The organism is Bacteroides sp. AM23-12 (assembly GCF_003434395.1).
GTDB lineage: Bacteria > Bacteroidota > Bacteroidia > Bacteroidales > Bacteroidaceae > Bacteroides > Bacteroides thetaiotaomicron.
The window spans coordinates 1-23514 of the sequence record NZ_QTLF01000021.1 but is presented as its reverse complement, the minus strand read 5'-3'; the positions used below and the strand labels follow the sequence as shown (position 1 = coordinate 23514).

General features: G+C 46.8%; 15 protein-coding genes. 9 read left to right on the top strand and 6 right to left on the bottom strand.

Features of this window, described 5'->3' with window-relative positions:
- Positions 1-23: 23 nt before the first annotated feature.
- The 4 genes from purE to rpoN all read right to left on the bottom strand — a co-directional run bounded on the left by purE (position 24) and on the right by rpoN (position 3289).
- On the bottom strand, positions 24-533 hold the full coding sequence (gene purE, locus DW640_RS16115) for a 5-(carboxyamino)imidazole ribonucleotide mutase (RefSeq protein WP_008763604.1): 510 nt from the start codon (positions 531-533) through the stop codon (positions 24-26).
- 147 nt (positions 534-680) lie between these two features.
- The gene (gene gcvH, locus DW640_RS16110; protein WP_008765165.1) at positions 681-1061 is read right to left on the bottom strand and encodes a glycine cleavage system protein GcvH; all 381 of its coding nucleotides are present in this window, start codon (positions 1059-1061) and stop codon (positions 681-683) included.
- A 30-nt stretch (positions 1062-1091) separates the two neighbouring features.
- The gene (locus DW640_RS16105) at positions 1092-1763 is read right to left on the bottom strand and encodes a hypothetical protein (protein WP_055230014.1); all 672 of its coding nucleotides are present in this window, start codon (positions 1761-1763) and stop codon (positions 1092-1094) included.
- A gap of 41 nt (positions 1764-1804) precedes the next feature.
- Positions 1805-3289: an RNA polymerase factor sigma-54 gene (gene rpoN, locus DW640_RS16100; protein WP_008763601.1), complete on the bottom strand. Its 1485-nt coding sequence runs from the start codon at positions 3287-3289 to the stop codon at positions 1805-1807.
- A 138-nt stretch (positions 3290-3427) separates the two neighbouring features.
- On the opposite strand from rpoN, the gene DW640_RS16095 reads away from it, so the two are divergent.
- The 4 genes from DW640_RS16095 (at position 3428) to DW640_RS16080 (ending at position 12553) form a co-directional block, all read left to right on the top strand.
- Positions 3428-4801 carry an aminopeptidase P family protein gene (locus tag DW640_RS16095; protein ID WP_008763598.1) on the top strand — a complete coding sequence of 458 codons (1374 nt, stop codon included), beginning with the start codon at positions 3428-3430 and terminating at the stop codon, positions 4799-4801.
- Positions 4802-5002: 201 nt separating this feature from the next.
- A complete protein-coding gene (locus tag DW640_RS16090) occupies positions 5003-8461 on the top strand; it encodes a glycoside hydrolase family 78 protein (RefSeq protein WP_117578698.1) in 3459 nt (1152 codons plus the stop codon).
- Between the two features lie 5 nt (positions 8462-8466).
- Positions 8467-11112, top strand: coding sequence for a glycoside hydrolase family 78 protein (locus DW640_RS16085; RefSeq protein ID WP_055230019.1), 2646 nt, complete (start codon positions 8467-8469; stop codon positions 11110-11112).
- A gap of 136 nt (positions 11113-11248) precedes the next feature.
- Positions 11249-12553 (top strand): acetylxylan esterase, encoded by a 1305-nt coding sequence (locus DW640_RS16080; RefSeq protein WP_055230053.1) that lies wholly within the window; start codon positions 11249-11251, stop codon positions 12551-12553.
- Between the two features lie 169 nt (positions 12554-12722).
- On the opposite strand, the gene DW640_RS16075 is transcribed toward DW640_RS16080, so the two are convergent.
- Both DW640_RS16075 and DW640_RS16070 read right to left on the bottom strand, forming a co-directional pair.
- The gene (locus DW640_RS16075) at positions 12723-13121 is read right to left on the bottom strand and encodes a hypothetical protein (RefSeq protein WP_008763595.1); all 399 of its coding nucleotides are present in this window, start codon (positions 13119-13121) and stop codon (positions 12723-12725) included.
- Positions 13122-13322: 201 nt separating this feature from the next.
- Positions 13323-14996, bottom strand: a complete 1674-nt coding sequence (locus DW640_RS16070) for a nucleoside kinase (RefSeq protein ID WP_117578696.1) — start codon at positions 14994-14996, stop codon at positions 13323-13325.
- A gap of 87 nt (positions 14997-15083) precedes the next feature.
- Here DW640_RS16070 and DW640_RS16065 point away from each other — a divergent pair, with 87 nt between their 5' ends.
- The 5 genes from DW640_RS16065 to DW640_RS16045 form a co-directional block, all read left to right on the top strand.
- The gene (locus DW640_RS16065) at positions 15084-16781 is read left to right on the top strand and encodes a Na/Pi cotransporter family protein (RefSeq protein WP_008765170.1); all 1698 of its coding nucleotides are present in this window, start codon (positions 15084-15086) and stop codon (positions 16779-16781) included.
- Positions 16782-17121: 340 nt separating this feature from the next.
- On the top strand, positions 17122-18213 hold the full coding sequence (locus tag DW640_RS16060) for an Sb-PDE family phosphodiesterase (RefSeq protein WP_032840764.1): 1092 nt from the start codon (positions 17122-17124) through the stop codon (positions 18211-18213).
- An 83-nt stretch (positions 18214-18296) separates the two neighbouring features.
- Positions 18297-19622 carry an IPT/TIG domain-containing protein gene (locus DW640_RS16055; protein ID WP_008765172.1) on the top strand — a complete coding sequence of 442 codons (1326 nt, stop codon included), beginning with the start codon at positions 18297-18299 and terminating at the stop codon, positions 19620-19622.
- Positions 19623-19637: 15 nt separating this feature from the next.
- Positions 19638-22766: a TonB-dependent receptor gene (locus DW640_RS16050; RefSeq protein ID WP_117578694.1), complete on the top strand. Its 3129-nt coding sequence runs from the start codon at positions 19638-19640 to the stop codon at positions 22764-22766.
- 60 nt (positions 22767-22826) lie between these two features.
- Positions 22827-23514, top strand: a 688-nt coding sequence (locus DW640_RS16045) for a RagB/SusD family nutrient uptake outer membrane protein (RefSeq protein ID WP_233525447.1), incomplete at its 3' end; no start/stop codon positions are given.

The window sequence follows — 23514 nt, the reverse complement described above, 5'->3', positions numbered from 1 at the left end:
AATTGTCAATTGTCAATTGTCAATTAATTAGTTTTATATTCGAACTTCACTTCTTTCAGTTCTTCGTTTGCCTTTACGATTTTCTTTTTCAGTCCTTCTTTGTAAGCAGCAAAAGCCTCAGCCAATGCGGCATCGCTCAATGCAAGCATCTGAATGGCAAGGATAGCCGCATTCATCGCTCCATTGATAGCAACCGTAGCCACAGGAATGCCCGGAGGCATCTGAATGATGGAGTACAGAGCGTCTACACCGTCGAGCACAGAGCCTTTTACAGGTACTCCGATCACCGGAAGCGTTGTGTTGGCTGCGATGACACCCGGAAGGGCGGCAGCCATTCCGGCAGCAGCGATGATTACTTTAATGCCACGGCTACGGGCATTTTTGGCAAACTCTTCCACAGCCTCCGGCGTGCGGTGAGCAGAAAGGGCGTTCATTTCGAACGGTACATGCATATCATTCAGCAGTTGCGCAGCCTTCTCCATAACAGGAAGGTCGGACGTGCTACCCATGATGATACTTACAATTGGAGTCATTTTCATCTAATCTAAAAGTTATTACATACATTCATTTACCTACCACCTCCCCCTACGGGGACTCCTCCTTCCAGCAGGAGGAGAGTTGGAGTTACTAACGACTATTTAGTCAGCTTCCATTAAGGCAGAAGTACTGTTTATTCAAATTCAGCCGTTGACCACTGCCTTGTATGCTTCGGCATCGAGCAGGTCTTCCGCAGCACTGGCATCAGCAGGCTTCATCTTGATCAGCCAGCCTTCGCCGTAAGGGTCTTTGTTTACCAGCTCCGGATTTTCTTCCAAAGCTTCGTTCTGTTCGAGTATCTCGCCTGCCAACGGTAAGAAAAGATCGGAAATGGTCTTTACCACTTCAATCGTTCCGAAAGTTTCTCCGGCTTCCAACGTTTCTCCTACGGTAGGAATATCAACGAATACAATATCGCCCAATTGTTCCTGTGCGTAATCTGTGATACCTACGTAAGCGATGTCTCCTTCTACGCGAATCCACTCGTGTTCATTCGTGTACTTCAAGTTCTGTGGAAAGTTCATAATAATTAGTTTTTAGGATTTATATTGTTTTTAAAATAAAAATACTCTGAATATAAGGTTGTACGCCGGATGGAGTATCAAAAAAGAGCAGACCAGCCCGACTACAAAACCGGAAAGGACCTCGCCCAAGGTGTGATGCCCCAGCACAATCCGCGCCGAGCCCAATATGCCTGCAATCAGAATAAACAGGCACAACCACACTACCGGATTATAGCTGAACAGCGCACTGAACGAAACCAGTCCGCCGATAATACCGCCCATCCCCGCCATGTGTTCGCTCAGTTTCCATTTCAGATTGACCAGAATGCAGATGATCGATATCACCAGGGAAACAAAAATGATTCCGGTCATATACCAGGGAATATTCAGTTTCCGCATCATCAGCAGGCAGAACACATACGAAATGATAGTCAGCAGGATAGGTACATAACGTTTCTTACGCTCACTCAGTTCCTGACGGGCAAACCCGTTGATCTTCCGGAACAGGAAAATGGTGATGGTGGGCGTCAGTATGGTGAAGCAGTAAACGATTCCCAACACAATTCCCTTATAAAGTATCGGCATGATACGGAGATAAGAAAACAGGAATAACACCAGAAACGCCAGAAACGGTATAGAAAATGGAGTAAACACGATGGAGGTGACCCGTGCCACCCGCAACATTGTTTTATCCGCTATGATATGCTCTTTTTCTTTATCCATCAGCACCTAATACTTAATACTTTATAGTTAATACTTTAAACTCACTTTCTCAGTCTTGCCACCGGTATATTCAACTGCTGACGGTATTTCGCCACCGTACGGCGGGCGATAGGATAGCCTTTTTCCTTCAGGATATCCGCCAGTTCGTCATCTGTCAGCGGTTTCTTTTTGTCTTCTCCGTCAATGCATTCTTTCAGAATCTTACGTATCTCGCGTACGGACATTTCCTCTCCGTCTTCCGTCGTATAGCCATCGCTGAAGAAGAATTTAAGCGGATAGATGCCGAAGTTGGTCTGTACGTATTTGCTGTTACTGACACGGGAAATCGTAGAGATATCCAGTCCGGTACGTTCTGCCACATCTTTGAGAATCATCGGTTTCAGCAATGACTCGTCGCCTTCGAGGAAGAAAGGACGCTGTAAGTCGATAATCGCCTGCATGGTAGTCATCAATGTATTCTGCCGCTGCTTCACCGCATCGATAAATCCTTGTGCCGCATCCATCTTCTGTTTCAGGAACATCATGGCTTCTTTCGACTCTTTGGACTGGTTCGCCTTATTTTTGGTATGCTCCTCCACCATCTCGGTAAAGTCGCGGCTCATCCGGAGTTCGGGAACATTGCGGTTATTCAGGCTTACGTTAATCGTTCCGTCATCGTAGGTATCCACCAGAAAATCGGGAACAATCTGCTGTAGGTTTCTTCCGATGGTTTCTCCGAGCGAAGCACCCGGACGGGGATTCAACTTGGTTATTTCGGCAATCGCCTCATTGAAAGTCTCTTCTCTGACATCCAGTTTCTTAATGATTTTCTCCCAGTGCTTCCGGGTAAATTCTTCATAACAGTCACTGATGATGCGCTCTTCCAGGTTCAATATCGGTGACGGCTTCTTCTCTTCGCTCTTCTTGCGCAGAATCTGTATCATCAGACATTCCTGAAGGTTGCGTGCTCCGATACCTGCCGGGTCAAAATCCTGCAGGATGCACAGAGCCTCTTCCAGTTCTTCTTCCGTAGATTCGATACCGGCGTAGATAGCCAGTTCGTCACAGATACTTTCCAGCGATTTACGGAGCAGTCCGTCATCGTCCAACGAACCGATCAGATATTCCACCAGTTCGCACTGGTGCTCGGTCAAGTTACGTTCACGGAGTTGTTCTTTCAGGATTTCATAAAAAGAGGTGGCGTCGGAGAAAGGAATATCTTCCGCCTGCTCGTCCCTCGAGCGGTTGTTTTCCTGCAATTTATAGTCGGGGATATCGTCTTCGGTGAGATAATCACTTAAAGAATCATAATCATTGGCATCGTTATCCATGCCTTCTTCCGGACTGACGCCATCGGCATATTCATCTGTAGCAGCGTCTTCTTTGCCTTCTTCAAGCGCCGGATTTTCCAATAGTTCAGCATGGATACGGTCTTCCAGCTCGACTGCGGGAAGCTCCAACAACTTCACGACCAGAATCTGCTGTGGCGAGAGCGTTTGTATCTGCTGTTGCGCCTGCGATTGTATTTGACGGGAACCTTGTGCCATATTCGTTTTTGCTTTCTACTGTTTCTCGCTACAAAAGTAACTTTTTAACGAGAGATTACACAGATTAGTGGGATTATTTTTAATCCTATAACACAAAATTCTTTATCTTTGTTGCACGAACTTAAAAATTAGGACAGTATGTTTGCCAAAGAGACGTATATGCAGCGCAGAGCCCTGCTGAAAAAGAATTTAGGCTCCGGAGTTTTGTTATTTCTGGGAAATGACGAGTGCGGGCTGAATTATGAGGATAACACGTTCCGTTATCGTCAGGACTCCACTTTTCTTTATTATTTCGGTCTTTCGTGTGCCGGACTTTCGGCCATCATCGATATTGACGAAGACAAAGAAATTATTTTCGGTGACGAATTATCCATCGATGCCATCGTATGGATGGGCTCACAGCCTACGTTACGCGAAAAATGCGAACGCGTCGGCATCAGGGAAATGATGGCTTCCGCCGATATCGTCGGCTATCTGCACAAATGCGTCCAGAGTGGAAAAGCAATTCATTATCTTCCTCCCTACCGCCCCGAACATAAACTGAAACTGATGGACTGGCTCGGAATACCACCTGCACGTCAGGAAGGTTCCGTACCTTTCATCCGTGCCGTCATAGCTCAGCGCAACTACAAGTCGGCGGAAGAAATCGTAGAAATAGAAAAAGCCTGTGACGTGACTGCCGATATGCACATCACCGCCATGAAGGTGCTTCGTCCGGGAATGTACGAATATGAAGTAGTAGCGGAAATGAATCGCGTGGCAGAGTCCAACAACTGCGAACTGTCGTTTGCAACGATCGCCACCATCAACGGGCAGACGCTGCACAACCATTATCACGGAAATAAAGTGAAACCGGGCGATCTGTTCCTGATTGACGCAGGTGCGGAAGTCGAGTCGGGTTATGCAGGCGATATGTCGTCCACGATTCCTGCGGATAAGAAATTTACAACCCGCCAGCGCGAAGTTTACGAAATCCAGAATGCGATGCATCTGGAATCTGTCAAGGCGCTTCGTCCGGGCATTCCTTATATGGATGTATACGAATTGTCCGCCCGCGTCATGGTAGACGGCATGAAAACTCTCGGACTAATGAAAGGAAATACGGAAGATGCTGTCCGCGAAGGCGCGCATGCCCTGTTCTATCCGCACGGATTAGGACACATGATGGGACTGGATGTTCACGATATGGAAAATCTGGGTGAGATATGGGTAGGATACAACGGTCAGCCGAAGAGCACGCAGTTCGGACGCAAGTCGCAACGCCTCGCCATTCCACTGGAACCGGGATTCGTACATACCGTAGAACCGGGCATTTACTTCATCCCCGAACTGATCGATATGTGGAGAGCAGAAAAGAAGTTCACCGATTTTATCAATTACGACAAAGTGGAAACTTACAAAGACTTCGGCGGTATCCGCAACGAAGAAGATTATCTCATCACGGAGACAGGTGCCCGCCGACTCGGCAAGAAAATTCCGCTGACACCCGAAGAAGTGGAAGCTTTAAGATAACCCCTGCTTTATTCACAGATGGCACCGGAATTCACATAAAACGATAAATGCCTGTACTACAACAAGTATAGGCATTTATTATTTCAAGGGGACGGTCATATTTTTAAGTATTAGTGTCAAAATTCTTATGTCTATCCAAGACAATAAGCACTATATTTGCAAGTATCCCCCATCATAACAAACTATTAATACTTTAAACTAATGGCACGAACTACTTTGTTACTTTTATCTATTCTTTTTCTGCTGCCCACGAATGCAGCAATCAAAAAACTACAGGTTGAATATCTGACCAATCCTATCGGGCTGGACATAACAGCTCCCCGATTCAGCTGGCAACTAGAGTCAGCGGAAAGAGGAGTCAGACAAACAGCCTATCAAATCACGGTAGCGACCGATGCAGCCTGTCTAAATCCGGTCTGGACTTCCGGAAAGGTGGCATCTGACGAATCATTGCACATCTGTTATGCAGGACCGGCTCTCACCCCTTCCACCCGCTATTATTGGAAAGTAACCGTGTGGAACAACAAAACCGGAGAAGAGACTTCGACGGAAAAGGCTTTCTTCGAAACAGGACTGCTGTCCGACGGATGGTCGGGAGCGCAATGGATCAAGGCAACTCAAATAAACAAGAATTCCAAAATCAATCCGGAAGACAAGAAACAGACAAAGGCACGAATGCTGCTGGAAATGGATGTCACACTGACTTCCGGCAACGCATCCGTTCTTTTCGGCGCACGCGATGCTTCCAACGTATTCATGTGGTCTGTCAATACGCTGGACAATGAAAAAGAGCCTTTGATCAGAAGACATATTTATGACAGGGGACGCCTGCGAAGTTCGGATACTCCGATCGGCAAATTCTTCACTAAATCCGACTTGCTGAATAAAGAACACCATCTGGCAATCGAAGCAAAAGATGGAGTGGTCAAGACTTATATTGACAAGGTACTGGTGGATACCTATACCGACACCGATTCCAAACTATCGAATGGATATATCGGCTTCCGGGCATTCAGAGGGAATAACACCAACGAAACGGCCATGTTTGACAATATCGTACTGACAGAGTACGAACAGAAAGGCGACAAGGAAGAAGCCAAAGTCGTTCTGAAAGAGGATTTCGAGAAACCTCAGTCCGCTTTTGAAGGCGGAGAAATCGTATCTGTGGGAGGTAATCGTAAACTGAATATGGTTTCCGGTTCCGGCGATTATCGGGTATTGCAGGTTGACATGAGCGGAGTACCCATGTTCCGTAAAGAATTCAAGGCAAAAAAGAAGATTGCATCCGCCCGCATCTACAGTTCGGCTCTGGGCGTCTATGATTTGTTTATCAACGGACAACGGGTAGGAAACAAGATGGAAGACGGCAGCATACGCTATGACGAATTGAAGCCGGAATGGACGGATTTCAGCAAAACAGCCCACTATCAGACGTATGACATCACCGATTTGCTCCGGAAAGGAGAAAACGCAGTCGGCGCCCAGGTATCCTCCGGCTGGTGGAACAGTGACGTCTGCCACGGAGAGTATGGCAGTCACGAAGTAGGATTCATCGCAAAGATATTACTGAAATATACGGACGGCACTTCGGAAACGGTAGTAACGGACCTTTCCTGGCTGTCATCCATGGACGGTGCCATACGAATGGGAGACATCTACCACGGAGAAACTTATGACGCCCGAAAAGAAAGTGGATGGACGAAGCCCGGATATAATACTGCCAACTGGAACAAGACGGCTGTCAATCCTCATTTCAAAGGAGAGTTAATCGCCTTTGCCGGTCCCACCGTTCAGGTACGTCCGCATCTGAGCCGTATCCCTTTGTCCACTACTGTTTACCAAGGTGAAAAAGACGGTAAAATCAATGTAGTGAGTGTTACGGACAAACCGGCTCCTATCCGGCTAAAGAAAGGGGAAACGGCCGTCTACAACTTAGGTCAGAACATGGTCGGCTGGGTTCGGTTCAAAGTAAAAGGCGCATCGGGAACGGAGATGAAACTCCGTTTCGGCGAGATGCTGAACGACACGGGAGATAAATCACGCGGAGACGACGGCCCTGCCGGAAGTATATATACCGCCAACCTCAGAAGTGCAAAAGCAACATTGAAGTATATCCTGAAAGGAAGCAAGGAAGGCGAATCATTCCATCCGTCCATGACCTTCTTCGGTTTTCAGTATTGTGAGATAACGGCAAGTGAAGACATCGAGGTACTTTCCCTGATAGGGGAAGTGGTCGGTTCCGCTACCGAAGAGGGAGCTTCGTTTGTCACCAGCAGCCGGTCAATCAATCAGTTATACAGCAATGTCATGTGGGGACAAAGAGGCAACTATCTGAGCATCCCTACCGACTGCCCGCAAAGAGACGAACGTCTGGGCTGGACCGGAGACACACAAGTGTTCTGCCGTGCCGCTTCTTATAATGCGAACGTATCCGCCTTCTTCGAAAAATGGATGAGAGATATGCGTGACGGTCAGCGAAGTGACGGCGCCTATCCGGATGTAGCCCCACACTCATGGGTAGGCTACGGACAGGCAGCCTGGGCTGATGCCGGTATCATCGTTCCCTGGACTATCTATCTGATGTACGACAACAAAAAGATATTGCAGGACAATTATGCATCTATGGAGAAATACATGGAGTTCCTGTCCCATCAAAAAGGAGACGGTTATAACTATAACGGTGCCGGAACAAATTATGGCGACTGGCTATCGTACGAAGATACCGAACGCCGCTATGTCAGTGTATGCTACTACGCATATACGGCACAATTGATGGCCAAAATTTCGGAAGCATTGAAAACGGACGACTGTGATGCCTACGCCTCCAAAGCAAAGGCTTACAGAAAGCTGGCACAGGAAATCAAGAAAGAATTCCAGACACGCTACATCGATGCAGACGGAGATTTGAAACAAAAGAGCCAGACGGCCTATCTGCTTGCCTTGAAACTGGATTTATTCCCGACAGAAGAAGCACGTAAGAAAGGAGTGGAAACACTGGTCCGCAAGATTGCCGGCAACGGTAACCGCCTGAGCACAGGATTCGTGGGTACAGCCATCCTGAATCAGACATTAAGCCAGTTCGGAGAATCAAATACGGCTTACGATCTACTGCTGCAACGGAACAACCCTTCCTGGCTGTATAGCATAGACCAGGGAGCAACCACTATCTGGGAACGCTGGGATTCGTATACCAAAGAGAAAGGTTTTGGCCCCGTATCGATGAACTCGTTCAATCATTACTCGTATGGAGCAGTCTCCGAATGGATGTACCGCACAATGGGCGGTATAGATATCGACGAAACACGTCCGGGATTCAAGCACATCGTATTACAGCCGGTTCCAGACAACCGTCCGGAAGTTGCCGCCGGTCAGGAACGGATTGACTGGGTAAATGCTTCGTTCCCTTCCTGTTATGGAGATATAAAGAGCAGCTGGAAAAAAGAAAATGACGGAACAGTTTCTTACCAAGTGACGATACCTGCCAACACCACCGCCACTCTTCACTTACTATTACCTACTCTCGACTATGTAGTAGAAGAAAGCGGAAAAACTGCCGTGAAAGCGGAAGGAGTTTCTTCGGTTACTTTCATGAATGGAAAGGCAGTATTAGAACTACAGTCCGGTACATATCAGTTTGTGGTTAAAAAGGAAAACAAATAGACAGAATGAAAAAAATATATTTAGTGACTGCACTTGCATGTTGTGCACTGCAACCGACCCTTGCACAAAAGCAAGAAGAATGCAAGCCCGTGAACCTTCATTGCGACCACCTGATCAATCCGCTAGGCATCGACAATGCCAATCCCAGATTGTCGTGGATGCTGGACGATGCCCGACAAGGAGCCCGGCAGACTGCCTATCAGATAATAGTCAGCACAGACTCACTGAAAGCAAACAACGAAAACGGGGAAATCTGGAACTCGGGGAAAAAGGAATCGGATCAAATCCTTGTCACCTATCCGGAAAAGAATCTTCAACCCTTTACCAAATATTACTGGAAAGTGAATGTATGGGATAAGGACGGCAAAAAGGCTACTTCGGACATCAACAGCTTCGAGACCGGAATGATGGGAATGGAAAACTGGCAGGGCGCATGGATTGGCGACAACAGAGACATCAACTATAAGCCCGCCCCCTATTTCAGAAAAACATTCGACACTCAAAAGAAAGTCAAATCCGCCAGAGCGTACATCGCCGTCGCCGGTTTATACGAATTATACATCAACGGAGAGAAAATTGGAAACCATCGGCTAGACCCGCTGTATACCCGTTTCGACAGACGGAATTTCTATGTGACTTATGATGTGACCAACCAACTTCAGAAAGGTAAAAACGCGATTGGCGTACTGCTGGGAAATGGCTGGTACAACCATCAGTCAAAAGCAGTCTGGGACTTTGACCGCGCACCGTGGCGTAACCGCCCCGCTTTTTGCATGGACCTGAGAATTACCTACGAAGACGACACGACAGAAGTAATCCGCTCCGAAAGAGACTGGAAGACTTCTTCGGGGGCCTTGATCTTCAACAGCATCTATACAGCGGAACATTATGACGCCCGCCTGAAACAGAAAGGCTGGAATACGGCAGATTTTGACGATTCGAAATGGAAGGAAGTAGGTTACAGAGCCGTCCCTTCTCAAAACGTCATATCCCAGCAGGTACAGCCGATTCGTATCGTAGAAACAATACCGGCAAAAGCTCTTAAGAAAGTGAACGACACGACGTATGTATTCGACTTTGCCAGAAATATGTCCGGAGTGACCCGCATCAAGGTATCCGGAGAAGAAGGAACGGTAGTAAGGCTCAAACACGGCGAACGCATCTATGACAACGGACGGGTGAATATGTCAAACATTGACGTATACCATCGTCCGGTAGATGACAAAGACCCATTCCAGACGGATATTCTCATCCTGAGCGGAAAGGGAGAAGACGAGTTTATGGCACGGTTTAACTACAAAGGCTTCAGATACGTAGAAGTAACAAGCAGTAAGCCTGTCGCACTTGATCAAAACAGTCTGACTGCTTATTTCGTTCATAGCGACGTTCCGCAAAAAGGAGAGATAAACACGTCAAACCCACTCGTGAACCGATTGTGGTGGGCTACCAACAACGCCTATCTGTCCAATCTGATGGGGTATCCCACCGATTGCCCCCAACGGGAGAAAAACGGATGGACGGGAGACGGACATTTTGCGATAGAAACAGCACTATATAATTATGACGGCATCACAGTCTACGAAAAATGGCTAGCCGACCACCGTGACGAACAGCAACCCAACGGAGTATTACCCGACATCATTCCAACCGGAGGATGGGGATACGGCACGGACAACGGTCTGGACTGGACGAGTACAATCGCCATTATTCCCTGGAATATTTATCTGTTCTACGGAGACAGCAAATTATTAGCCGACTGCTACGAAAACATCAAACGATATGTAGACTACGTAGACCGTACCAGCCCAAGCGGACTGACTTCATGGGGAAGAGGAGACTGGGTTCCTGTGAAATCGCATTCGTCCAAAGAACTGACCTCATCGGTATACTTCTATGTAGATACTAAAATACTGGCCAATGCCGCAAAGCTGTTCAACAAGCAGGAAGATTACGAACATTATCAGGCGCTTGCGGAAAAGATCAGGCAAGCGATCAATGACAAATATCTGAACAGGGAAACCGGTATATACGCCAGCGGCGTTCAGACGGAACTGAGCGTACCGCTGATGTGGGGTATTGTCCCCAAGGATATGAAAGCAAAAGTAGCCCGCAACCTGGCGAAGAAGGTGGAAGAAGCCGGTTTCCATCTGGATGTGGGTGTATTGGGAGCCAAAGCCATACTGAACGCCTTGAGTGAAAACGGAGAAGCCGAAACCGCTTATAAAGTAGCTGCACAAGACACCTACCCGTCATGGGGCTGCTGGATTGCCAACGGAGCCACCACCCTGCTCGAAAACTGGGATTTGAATGCTACACGTGACATTTCGGACAACCACATGATGTTCGGAGAAATCGGAGGATGGTTCTATAAAGGCTTGGGCGGTATCTTCCCCGACCCACAGCAGCCGGGTTTTAAACATATCCTCCTGCGCCCCAACTTCCCCAGTGATTTAAAGCAGTTTGAGGCCAGACACCGTTCTCCGTACGGAGAGATTCAGTCCCAATGGGAACGTAAGAAAAAAAGTGTTGTGTACAGCGTGACGATTCCTGCCAACAGCAGTGCCACTTTATACGTGCCCGATACTGTGAAAGGAGAACGTGTCATAGAGTTAGAAGCCGGAAAACATACATTCGAGTGGAAGTTGCTCTAAATTTACACTTAATAGAACATTTTATCGACCTCTGTTTTTCTAATCTTCCCTAATATTGCGGCGTAATTAACAAACCGATCAGATGGAAAATAGAATGAGAAAACGAATGACAGTTATATTGAACAGTAAAATGAATATGAGAAGATTTTACGTATCAGCAGCGTTGTTACTGACAACGCTGCTCGCGGTTGCCGAAAATAATCCCTACCGGAGTGACGTATTTTGGGTAACCGTACCCGATCATGCCGACTGGCTTTACAAAACTGGAGAACAGGCAAATGTAGAAGTACAGTTTTACAAATACGGCATTCCGGGAGATAGCATAGCGATTAATTTCGAAATAGGCGGAGAAATGATGCCTGCCGATACCAAAGGAACAGTCATCATGAGAAAAGGAAAGGCAACAATCCCCGTAGGCACCATGAAGAAACCGGGCTTCCGAGACTGCCGCCTGACCACCACCGTAGACGGAAAGAAATACTCCCATCACGTCAAAGTGGGTTTCTCGCCGGAAAAGCTCCGTCCGTATACCACCATGCCTGCCGACTTTCAGCAATTCTGGGAGAACGAAAAGGTGGAACTGGCCAAATTTCCGCTGACATACACCAAAGAGCACGTAAAGAAATACTCGACCGACCAAATAGACTGCTATCTTATCAAGTTGCAGGTGAACCAACGCGGACAAAGTATCTACGGCTACCTGTTCTATCCGAAGAAAGAAGGCAAATACCCTGTCGTACTATGTCCTCCGGGCGCAGGAATCAAAACAATCAAGGAACCTTTGCGACATAAGTATTACGCCGAACAAGGCTGCATCCGTTTTGAAATAGAGATTCACGGGCTGAACCCGGAAATGAGCGAAGAAGAATTCAAAGAAATCAGTGCCGCTTTCAACGGCAGAGAAAATGGCTACCTGTCCAACGGTCTGGACAGCCGCGACAACTATTACATGAAACGGGTATATCTGGCCTGTGTCCGCAGCATCGACCTACTGACCTCACTACCGGAATGGGACGGAAAGAATGTAATCGTTCAAGGCGGCAGCCAGGGAGGAGCATTAGCACTCGTCACCGCCGGACTGGATCAGCGGGTAACGGCCTGCGTAGCCAATCATCCGGCTCTAAGCGATATGGCAGGTTACAAAGCCGGTCGTGCCGGAGGTTACCCCCATTTCTTCCGAAATACCGTAGATATGGATACTCCCGAAAAGATCAGAACAATGGCTTATTATGATGTGGTGAACTTTGCCCAATTAATCAGGGCGGATACTTATATGACATGGGGATTCAATGATGACGTTTGTCCACCGACTACCAGCTACATTGTATATAATGTATTGAATTGCCCGAAAGAAGCATTGATCACTCCTATTAATGAACATTGGACCTCCAGTGACACAGAGTACGGACATCTGCTTTGGATAAAGAAACATCTGAAATAAAAGCAGTAGAAAAGGAAAAACCGCCGAAAGCAGAAATAACTGTTATCATATCATTATTCAGGCACGGCTTACAGAATTTTTATGGTTCTGTTTTAATCGAAACCATATTAATCTGTGTAAGCCGTGCCTGAATAAATCCGCAAGAGAGTTTTAACGTCTCTCTATTCTTTTAATCTTCCCATTCCGATTTCGGAAAAGTTTTCTTCCCATACCATTTCATCCAGGCATAGGATTTTCTTTTTCTCATATAAACGGCATCACCACAATAGGTCAATGCCTCCCAGTTAAAAACCGAATGAGAACTAATTGCTTTTTCAAACCAGTAAAGCAAGTGATATGTCATGAACGGAAGCACCATCCACCACCATGAAAACCATAGTGACAAACCCAATGCTGGGATTAAAGTCAATAAAAAACACTCCCAGAATTGCCGTGCATGTATTCTTAACTCCATTTCTTCCCAAACTTCCAAATACTTGTACCGAGTAAAGAATAACCCTCCTATCATAAAATAATGCTTCTTTTTCCCTAAAAAGCATTTCGCTAGTAAATTGTTATAAAATATCATATACCCTTTTTTTGCTGTGTAATAACATAAACGGAAAGAACGTACAAATGTTCATTATTTAAGTCTAATCTTACAGTTATTTCCTTTCCCTGGAATACAACAACATATTGCCACGCTTGTTTTTTGCGGCGCGAAGTTACGAACTTATATTTATACAATAACTATAAATTCCAAAATAATTCTCTTAAATAAATTTATTATCTAATATTTGAAGCTACTTCCTCCCAAAAACTCCCTGAGTAAAGACGTCGGGGGAATTTCCTTATCTTGCACCGGAACGAAATATTTAATGAATTTCAGCAACCGGTACGCCTCACAATATTCCGGACAATTGCGCGGAACACCCATCAAAATAGGTTCCGCATGCAGGCGAAGCACTGCAAATTCAAACAACAGCGCCGAATTGAACATCACATCCGCATTCTCCTGATAAGGGAATATCCATTTATCTTCGCCGGCACGCACACTAGGCCAGCGGGAGATAGTCTCGCGGGCCGAATATCCCCGATAATTAAAGTCGCGGATAATGCGGCGAAGCAAACGATTGTCTGTTGTAGGAATCCAGTTATGGTCGTCCAAAGAAATAGTGGTCAATGCCGAGACATAAATTTTGAACTTCTTTTCATCCGGGATATGCGGTGTCAGTTCCGGATTCAACGCATGAATACCTTCCAGAATGAGAATCGTATTATCCTCAATTTTCAGTTTATCACCTTTATATTCCTTCTTCCCCAGAGAGAAGTTAAAACGCGGAAGCTCCACTTCCTCACCGCGCAGCAAAGCCTGTAACTGCTGGTTAAACAATTCCAGATCGAGCGCATACAGAGACTCATAATCATAGTTACCGTTTTCATCCAGAGGTGTCTCTTCACGGTCTACGAAATAATTGTCCAAGGAGATCGGGAAGGGTTTGAGCCCGTTCGTCATCAACTGGATGGAAAGACGTTTGCTGAACGTGGTCTTTCCCGAAGAGGACGGACCGGAAATCAAAATCAGTTTCACCCGGTCACCGTTTTCCCCACGATGGAAGATCGTATCGGCAATCTGGGCTATTTTCTTTTCCTGCAATGCTTCCGCTACATTGATTAAATCCGTAGCGTGCCCTTCTTCGCAGGCGAGGTTAAAGTCGCCGGCGTTATTAAGTCCCATGATATAGCTCCAGTTGAGATACTCCTTAAATACATCCAGCATCTTCTCCTGCTTCACCACTTCCTCCAGCACATCCGGATTCTCTTTATTGGGAATGCGCAGCAAGAGGCCATCATAGTATTTCACGATGTCGAACAACTTGATATATCCGGTACTGGGGAGCAGATTACCATAATAATAATCGACCGTATCGCCCAGCATATAATAATAGGTATATAGTGAACCGGAAGTTTCGAGCAGCCTCACCTTATCATTCATCCCGCGTTCACTGAACACCCGTACAGCCTCAGCCGTATGGCATTCGATGCGGTGATAAGAGATATTTTCTGCGATAATCTCCTGCATACGCTGTTTGATACGCGTCACATCTTCCAATGTAATAGGGCGACCGATCCGCAGATTACAAAAATAACCTTTGGATACCGGATGTTCCACAAACAGCTTCCCTTCGGGAAAAAGCTCACTGACAGCCTTGAACAAGACAAAGCAGAGTGACCGCACATACGTACGCATACCGGATGAATCGCGTACATCCAGAAACTCTATATCCTTGTTATTATATACTTTGAAATTGAGACCTTCGGAACGGTTATTCACCTTGGCACTGACTACCTGATAAGGAAAATTAAGATTAAAACCGTAATAAATATCCAAAAGTGAGCTTCCGATAGGGAATTCTTTATAAATATTATTATTTTTGCAACATATTTGTAACATCTGTTTCATCGTAGTCTTTTTAATAAGGTGAATAACATGGGACTAAATATACTTAGTAATCAGATAGAGAACAAACAACCACTAAAATTATTATAGATGGAATATTCTTTTTATGATTTTTTAAAGCTCATAGGCTCGTTAGGGCTCTTCCTTTATGGCATGAAGATAATGAGCGAGGGCTTACAAAAAGTCGCAGGTGACAGGCTACGAAGTATCCTGACAGCTATGACCACCAATCGGGTAACGGGGGTATTAACAGGAGTGTTGATCACAGCCCTTATCCAGTCCTCCTCGGCGACAACAGTAATGGTCGTCAGTTTCGTCAACGCCGGTTTGCTTACACTGGCCGAGTCCATCAGTGTCATCATGGGTGCCAATATCGGTACGACGGTTACGGCATGGATTATTTCAATTTTCGGATTTAAGGTTGATATGGCCGCTTTCGCTCTTCCACTTCTGGCCATCGCCCTTCCGCTCATCTTCTCCGGCAAGAGCAACCGCAAGTCCATCGGTGAATTCATTTTCGGTTTTTCCTTCCTCTTCATGGGACTTTCTTACCTGAAAGCAAATGCTCCCGACCTGAACGCCAATCCGGAAATGCTCGCCTTCGTACAGAACTACACGGATATGGGATTCTTCTCCATTCTCCTGTTCTTATTCATCGGTACCATACTGACTATGATCGTACAGGCCTCAGCCGCCACGATGGCAATCACATTAATTATGTGCGCCAACGGCTGGATCAGTCTGGAACTGGGAGCAGCGCTCGTACTGGGCGAAAACATCGGAACTACCATCACGGCCAATCTTGCCGCATTAACAGCCAACACACAGGCTAAGCGGGCAGCATTGGCCCATTTTGTTTTTAATGTGTTCGGTGTGATCTGGGTATTGATCATTTTCCATCCTTTCATGGAACTGGTCAACTGGGTAGTGGATACCTTCTTCCAGAGCAATAATCCGGAAGTAGCCATTTCTTATAAACTGTCCGCTTTCCACTCTATCTTTAATATCTGTAACGTATGTATCCTGATATGGGGAGTGAAACTGATCGAACGCACCGTATGCGCATTAATCCACCCGAAAGAGGAAGACGAGGAACCTCGCCTTCGGTTTATCACCGGCGGTATGCTTTCTACTGCGGAGCTTTCTATCCTGCAGGCACGCAAGGAAATCCACCTGTTTGCAGAACGTACCCACCGTATGTTCGGAATGGTGCAGGACTTGATGCACACCGAAAAGGACGATGACTTTAACAAGCTGTTCAGCCGCGTAGAAAAGTACGAGAACATCAGCGACAACATGGAACTTGAAATAGCCAATTATCTGAATCAGGTATCCGAAGGGCGTCTGAGTTCTGAAAGTAAGTTGCAGATACGTGCCATGCTGCGCGAAGTGACGGAAATCGAAAGTATCGGCGACAGCTGTTACAACCTGGCACGCACCATCAACCGGAAACGCCAGACGAATCAGGACTTTACCGAAAAGCAATACGAGCACATCCACTTCATGATGAAGCTGACCGATGATGCCCTCGCACAAATGATTGTGGTGGTAGAGAAACCGGAACACCAAAGCATTGATATCAACAAGTCTTTCAACATCGAAAACGAAATCAATAACTACCGTAACCAACTGAAAAATCAGAATATTCTGGATGTCAACAACAAGGAATATGATTATCAGATGGGAGTCTATTATATGGATATTATCGCCGAATGTGAGAAATTGGGCGACTATGTAGTGAATGTGGTAGAAGCCAGCAGTGATGTAAAAGAGAAGAAAGCCTCTTAAATAAAGAGGAACTCAATCAAAGAAATGGATAGTCAATTTTATGCTGCAACGCATAAATTGGCTATCCATTTCTTTTTTATTTCCACACAGACAAAACAACTCATGTCCGTTTACAAGGACACTCACACTTTACAAAGGCATTACATTTTTCACAGACGTTAACGATTACATTTCTTTTCCGTGAAGTTCCCGTTAAGCTTTTACTGCGCCTATTGCAGGTCTTTTTTTTGCATATACATTTGCGCCAAAATACACAGGGGCCTATGTTTAGTACCATTTTCCAATGACCGGACAGAGGCATTCCAAAAGAAAACCAAATCTCTAATTTAAAGCAAAAGAAATGAAAATTAAAAAAGTATTGATGGGAGTTGCACTGGCAGCAATGTGTTTAATGAGCGCACAAGCGCAACGCCGCAATGAGATTCAAGTTCCCAATCTGAACGGGTACACTACTTTAAAATGTGACTTTCACATGCACAGTGTTTTTTCGGACGGTCTGGTATGGCCTACCGTACGTGTAGACGAAGCATATCGAGAAGGACTGGATGCCATTTCTCTGACAGAACATATTGAGTACCGCCCACACAAAAAAGACATTATAGCAGATCATAACCGCTCTTATGAACTGTCTCAGAAGCAGGCGAAGAAGTTAGGAATACTTCTAATCAGAGGCAGTGAAATCACCCGTTCCATGCCTCCGGGACATTTTAATGCAATCTTCCTGAACGACTCCAATCCATTGGAACAAAAGGCATATAAAGACGCTTTCAATGAGGCAAAAAAACAAGGAGCCTTTATCTTCTGGAATCATCCGGGCTGGGCACGCCAGCAGCCGGACTCCACCCTGTGGTGGCCTGAGCATACACAACTCTACAATGACGGCTGCATGCACGGCATTGAAGTAGCCAATGGTGGTCTTTTCATGCCCGAAGCCATTCAATGGTGTCTGGACAAGAATCTGACCATGATAGGAACTTCCGATATCCACCAGCCTATCCAGACAGACTATGATTTTTCAAAAGGCGAACACCGCACGATGACGTTTGTCTTTGTCAAAGAACGTTCTCCGGAAGGTATCCGTGAAGCACTCGACAATCGCCGCACCGCCGTTTATTACCGCGAACTGGTGATCGGGCGTGAAGAAATCCTCCGTCCCTTCTTTGAAAAATGCGTAGACATAAAAGAAGTGAAACGCACCGAAAAAGAAGTGACATTTTCTGTCATGAACGCTACCGATCTGGTACTGAAACTGAAAAAGACCGCACATGATCCTTCTTTGGTCTATTTCCGCGAAATGACATTGAAACCACATACGCAGCATACAATCTCTGTGAAGTTTGACAACGGTATCAAAGGAGGCGACTGCAATTTTGAAGTTACCAACTTCATCGTAGCCCCCGATAAAGGTTTGGATTACACCATCAAACTATAAAGTTCCAGCCATCAAAGCCATGTAATATCAAGATATCCGACGAACTACATGCGGATAATCGTTTAATTTTAAATTATTACTTTATGAATCGTTACTTATCCCTAGCCTGCTCGCTGGTAGCTTTCTTCTATTTATCGAGTTGCGAAAGCTACAGTGAGCCCACCGAGAAAGCCCACCAATCCGATCAACCGATTGTACTGACCTCCTTCTATCCCAAAGAAGGCGGAGCACGTGACAAAATTCTTCTGGACGGAAAAAACTTCGGCACCGACGTGAGTAAAATCAAAGTATATTTCAACAATGCCAGGGCCTCCGTCGTTTCATCAAGCGGAAGCCGTATTTATGCCATTGTACCGCGCCTTCCGGGCGATAATCCCCGTATCTCCGTAGTGGTCGACACCGATTCTGTCGCTTACGAAGAAACATATGCTTATCATACACAGGCATTGGTCAGCACGGTCACCGGAAACGGTGAAACGAGCTTCCTTGCCGGAACACTCTCCACCGCTCAGGTATATGGCAAATATCTTGATCTGGATGCCGAAGGCAATCTTTTCATGTCATGGCGTGACGGCGGTACATTTGGAATCGCCCGGATAAACGAACAACAGAACATTGTGACTCCTCTCATTGAAGCAGATGCCGCCAACCGTATCTTATATGCCAACGGCTTAACGGTGGACCGTGCCACCGGAATGCTGACCGCCGCACACGAGTCGGTCAAAGAAGTGACGTTTACCTTCGATCCGCGTGAAGCCTGGTATCCCCGCCAGCGTAACATAAAATACTCACAGTCGGATCTGAACTCAATCGTAGATGCCGACAGATACAAGAATTTCGTCACCTTCTGCCCTTATGACGGCTATCTATATACACGATACCGTGATGGAAAGATCGCTAAAATAGATCCCAACACATTCGAAGGACACATTATCCATCAAGGTCCCAGCGGATCACAATACGGACAGGCGATTAATCCTGCGAAGCCCTGGCTTCTGTATATAACGCTTCACTCCAACGCCCCTACCGCATACAGACAAGGGATTTCGGTGCTCGACCTCCGCGATCCGGATGGAACAGGCGGATTTAAGCGTCTCAATGCTCCCGGCGGCAGCGCTTTCCGCGACGGTCCGATTGAAGATGCCCTGTTCAATTATCCCAAGGATATCAAGTTTGACAACGACGGCAATATGTTCGTTGCCGACTATGGCAACCATTGCATCCGCATGATATCTGCCGACAATATCGTCACGACAGTTGCCGGACAGCCCGGCGTCGCCGGATACAAGGACGGAGGACCGGTAGAGTCCTTATTCAAGAATCCCTGGGGAGTGGCTGTCAATGAACAGGGAGACATTTACATTGCAGACTGGGGTAATGCACGCATTCGCAAATTGGTTATCGAATAACAAAGTAAACTCACAATGAAAATCAAACAGATTTTATACTTAATGTCGTTCTGCTTATTGCTTTCGGCAACAACCTTCGCGCAGCAAGTTCAGGAATTTACCGTTTCAGGAACTGTCGTGGATAAGGACAAGCTATCCATGCCCGGCGTATCGGTATACATCAAAGACAAGCCCTCCAAAGGTACCACAACCGACAATGACGGTAATTTCAAGCTGAAAGTGGTTTATGGAGACAAAATGATATTTTCTTTTATCGGCTTCAAACCGTCGGAGCATGTGGCCATCAAACCCCAAACCGACTTAACGGTCACACTGCTTGAAGACAACAATTCCCTTGATGAAGTGGTTGTCGTCGCACTGGGAAACGTTCAGCGGAAAATCAGTTCGGTAGGTGCCATTACGACGGTCAGCACTAAAGATATCCAGTCCCCCTCCCCTTCCATCAGTAACTTGTTGGGAGGCAGGGCAGCCGGTGTCATTTCCTTGCAGAGCAGTGGCGAGCCCGGTCAGAATATCGCCGATTTCTGGGTACGTGGTATCGGTACGTTCGGAGCCAACAGCAGTGCCCTTGTACTGATTGACGGTCTGGAAGGCGACCTCAACACCATCGACCCTGCCGATGTCGAAAGTTTCTCCATCCTGAAAGACGCGTCGGCAACTGCCGTGTACGGAGTAAGGGGAGCCAACGGAGTCGTATTGGTCAACACCAAGAAAGGCCTTTCGGGCAAAATTCAGATTACCGGACGTTTCAACACCACGCTGTCCGTCCTCAACCGTCTGCCGAAATATCTGGGAGCTTATGAGTATGCGCAGTTAGCAAACGAAGCCAGAGTAGTACGGAACGAAACACCTTTGTATGACGATACGGAAATGGGAATTATACGCGACGGTCTCGACCCCGACCTCTATCCCAACGTAAACTGGCAGGATGAGATACTCAACAAAACATTCTGGCGGCACACTTATTATGTAAGCGGACGTGGCGGCAGCGATGTGGCACGTTATTTTCTGAGCCTGGGAGGTAAAAACGAAAGTGCGGCCTACAAGGTAGACAAGAACAGTATATACAGTTCGAACGTCAGCTACAACACCTATAATTACCGTATCAATCTAGACGTGAACCTGACCAAATCAACGAAAGTTTATTTGGGTTCGGACGGATTCCTCTCCCAGTTGAATCAGCCCGGCGTAGCCAATACCGAATATATATGGGGAGCACAGTCGCGGCTTACTCCATTGTCCATCCCCACCCAATATTCCAATGGTATGCTGCCCGGACGCGGTGCCGGAGAGCTGTCATCGCCTTATGTCATGATCAACCATACGGGAAAGGCTGCCAACGAAGTGTATAAAGGCAAATCAACTTTGGCGATCAATCAGGACTTTTCCGAATTGATCAACGGGCTTAAACTACGTGTACAGGGAGCGTACGATATCCACAGCTACTTCAATGAACGGAGAAGCGTGCAGCCGGCCCTCTACAATGCGCTGGGCAGAGCAAGCGACGGCTCACTCATCATGCAGGAGACCGTACAGGAGAAAAAAGCCTCGTACAGCAAGTCCACCCGCCAGTACCGCAAATACCACTTTGAGGCTACGCTCAATTATGACCGGCTCTTCGGTACAGATCACCGGACATCCGCGCTGGTCTATTATTACATCAGCGATTCTAAAGACACGGACGACGCTACAAGTAATTTATCGGCCATTCCCTTGCGCTATCAGGGAGTATCCAGCCGGTTTACTTATGGCTACAAGGATACTTACCTGCTGGACGTCAACTTCGGATACACCGGTTCCGAAAATTTCCAGCCCGGCAGACAATACGGTTTCTTCCCGTCCGTCGCATTGGGCTGGGTACCTACCGGCTACAAGTTTATACAAGAGGCGCTCCCCTGGCTCGACTATCTTAAAATAAGGGCTTCGTATGGTTCGGTAGGTAACGACCGGATTACCGACGTCCGCTTCCCCTACCTTACAAAAGTGAACGAAGGCACCGGATCAGCTTGGGGCGTTCCCGACATCGAGATTATCGGTGAGACACGTATCGGAGCTGATAATCTGGCGTGGGAAAAGGCCATCAAGTCCAATGTGGGTATTGAAGGAAAGTTGTTTAATAACAAGATCGATTTCGTTGTCGATATTTTCCATGATCAGCGTAACGGTATTTTCCAGCAACGGGTACAGGTGCCCGAGTTCGTAGGAGTGGTCTCCAATCCATACGCGAATGTGGGTAAAATGAAAAGTTACGGTGCCGACGGAAACATCAGCTTCACGCAGGATTTCACTCCCGATTTCGGCTTCACCTTACGGGGCAATTTCACGTACTCTAAAAATAAAGTACAGAACTGGGAGCAGGCTTATCTGGAGTATCCCTATCTAGAATACAATAATTTCCCATACAATTCCATCCGCGGATATCAGGCAGTCGGACTATTTAAGGACGAAGATGACATCAAATACAGTCCCAAGCAGACTTTCGGGGAAGTAATGCCCGGTGACATCAAATATAAGGATATCAATGGAGACGGTATGGTGGACAAGCTGGACATGGTGCCGTTGACGCACAGCACTTACCCGCTGCTGATGTACGGACTAGGGGCAGAAATCCGCTACAAGAATCTGACTCTGGGTGTATTGTTCAAGGGAACCGGCAAGACCTCTTTTTTCTATGTAGGTCAAAAGACAACGGTGAACGACGAAACCCGCCTCAACGGAATGGGATATATGCCTTTCTTCGAAGGTAATACCGGAAATGTACTCACCCTGGCAGCCAATCCGGCCAACCGATGGATTCCCAGAGATTATGCCATCGCACACGGGATCGACCCATCCCTTGCCGAAAACAAGGACGCGCGTTTCCCGCGCCTGCAATATGGAAATAACAGCAACAACAGCCAGTTGTCCACCTTTTGGCAGGGCGATTCACGCTACATACGCCTGCAGGAAATCACCCTGAATTACCATCTTGCAGCAGCATTTCTGAGACGCATAGGTGTTTCTTCACTGGATATCCAATTCGTAGGTAACAACCTCCATGTATGGGATAAAGTGAAACTCTTCGATCCGGAACAGGCACGCTGGAACGGCCGTGTATATCCCATCCCTTCCACCTATTCCCTGCAATTATATGTCAATCTCTAATAAATACATCACCCGATAAACGATAAAATGAAAACATCCTTAATAAAAAAAACAGCAAGAATGTTCTTCTTGGTTCAGGCAGTCATGTTGGTAACGTCTTGCAGCAACTTCTTAAACATAGACAATTACTTTGATGATGAATTCAACATCGACTCGGTTTTCACCAATGCCCGATATATGGAAGCGTATATGTGGGGAGCGGCAGCCATGTTCCCGGATGAGGCACAGACCATCCGTAACGGGTACACACCGGGACCGATGGCGACCGACGAAGGATTTAACGGACTGACCGGAAGCGGAACGGCCAATATCTATCACGGCATGGATTTCGCCAACGGAAAGATCACACAGGATTTCTTCGGAGACGGCTCCCCAAACCTGAACCAATGGGGCAAGTATTACAAAATCATCCGTAAGTGCAACAGCATCCTGCAAAACCTCGACCGCCCGAAAGACCTAACAAACTCGGAACGGCTCAGACTGGAAGGATACACACGTTTTATCCGTGCCTTCGCCTACTACAATCTTTTGGTCGATTACGGTCCGGCAATCTTGCTGGGAGACGAAGTAGTGAATACCAACGAACCTATCGAATACTACGACCGCCCCAGGGCCACCTATGACGAAACAATGAACTATACTTGTGAGGAGTTCGAAAAAGCGGCACGGCTGCTGCCCTCGCCTCAGGATGTTTCTACGCTGGACTTCGGACGCCCCACCAAAGGAGCCGCACTCGGTCTGGTAGCCC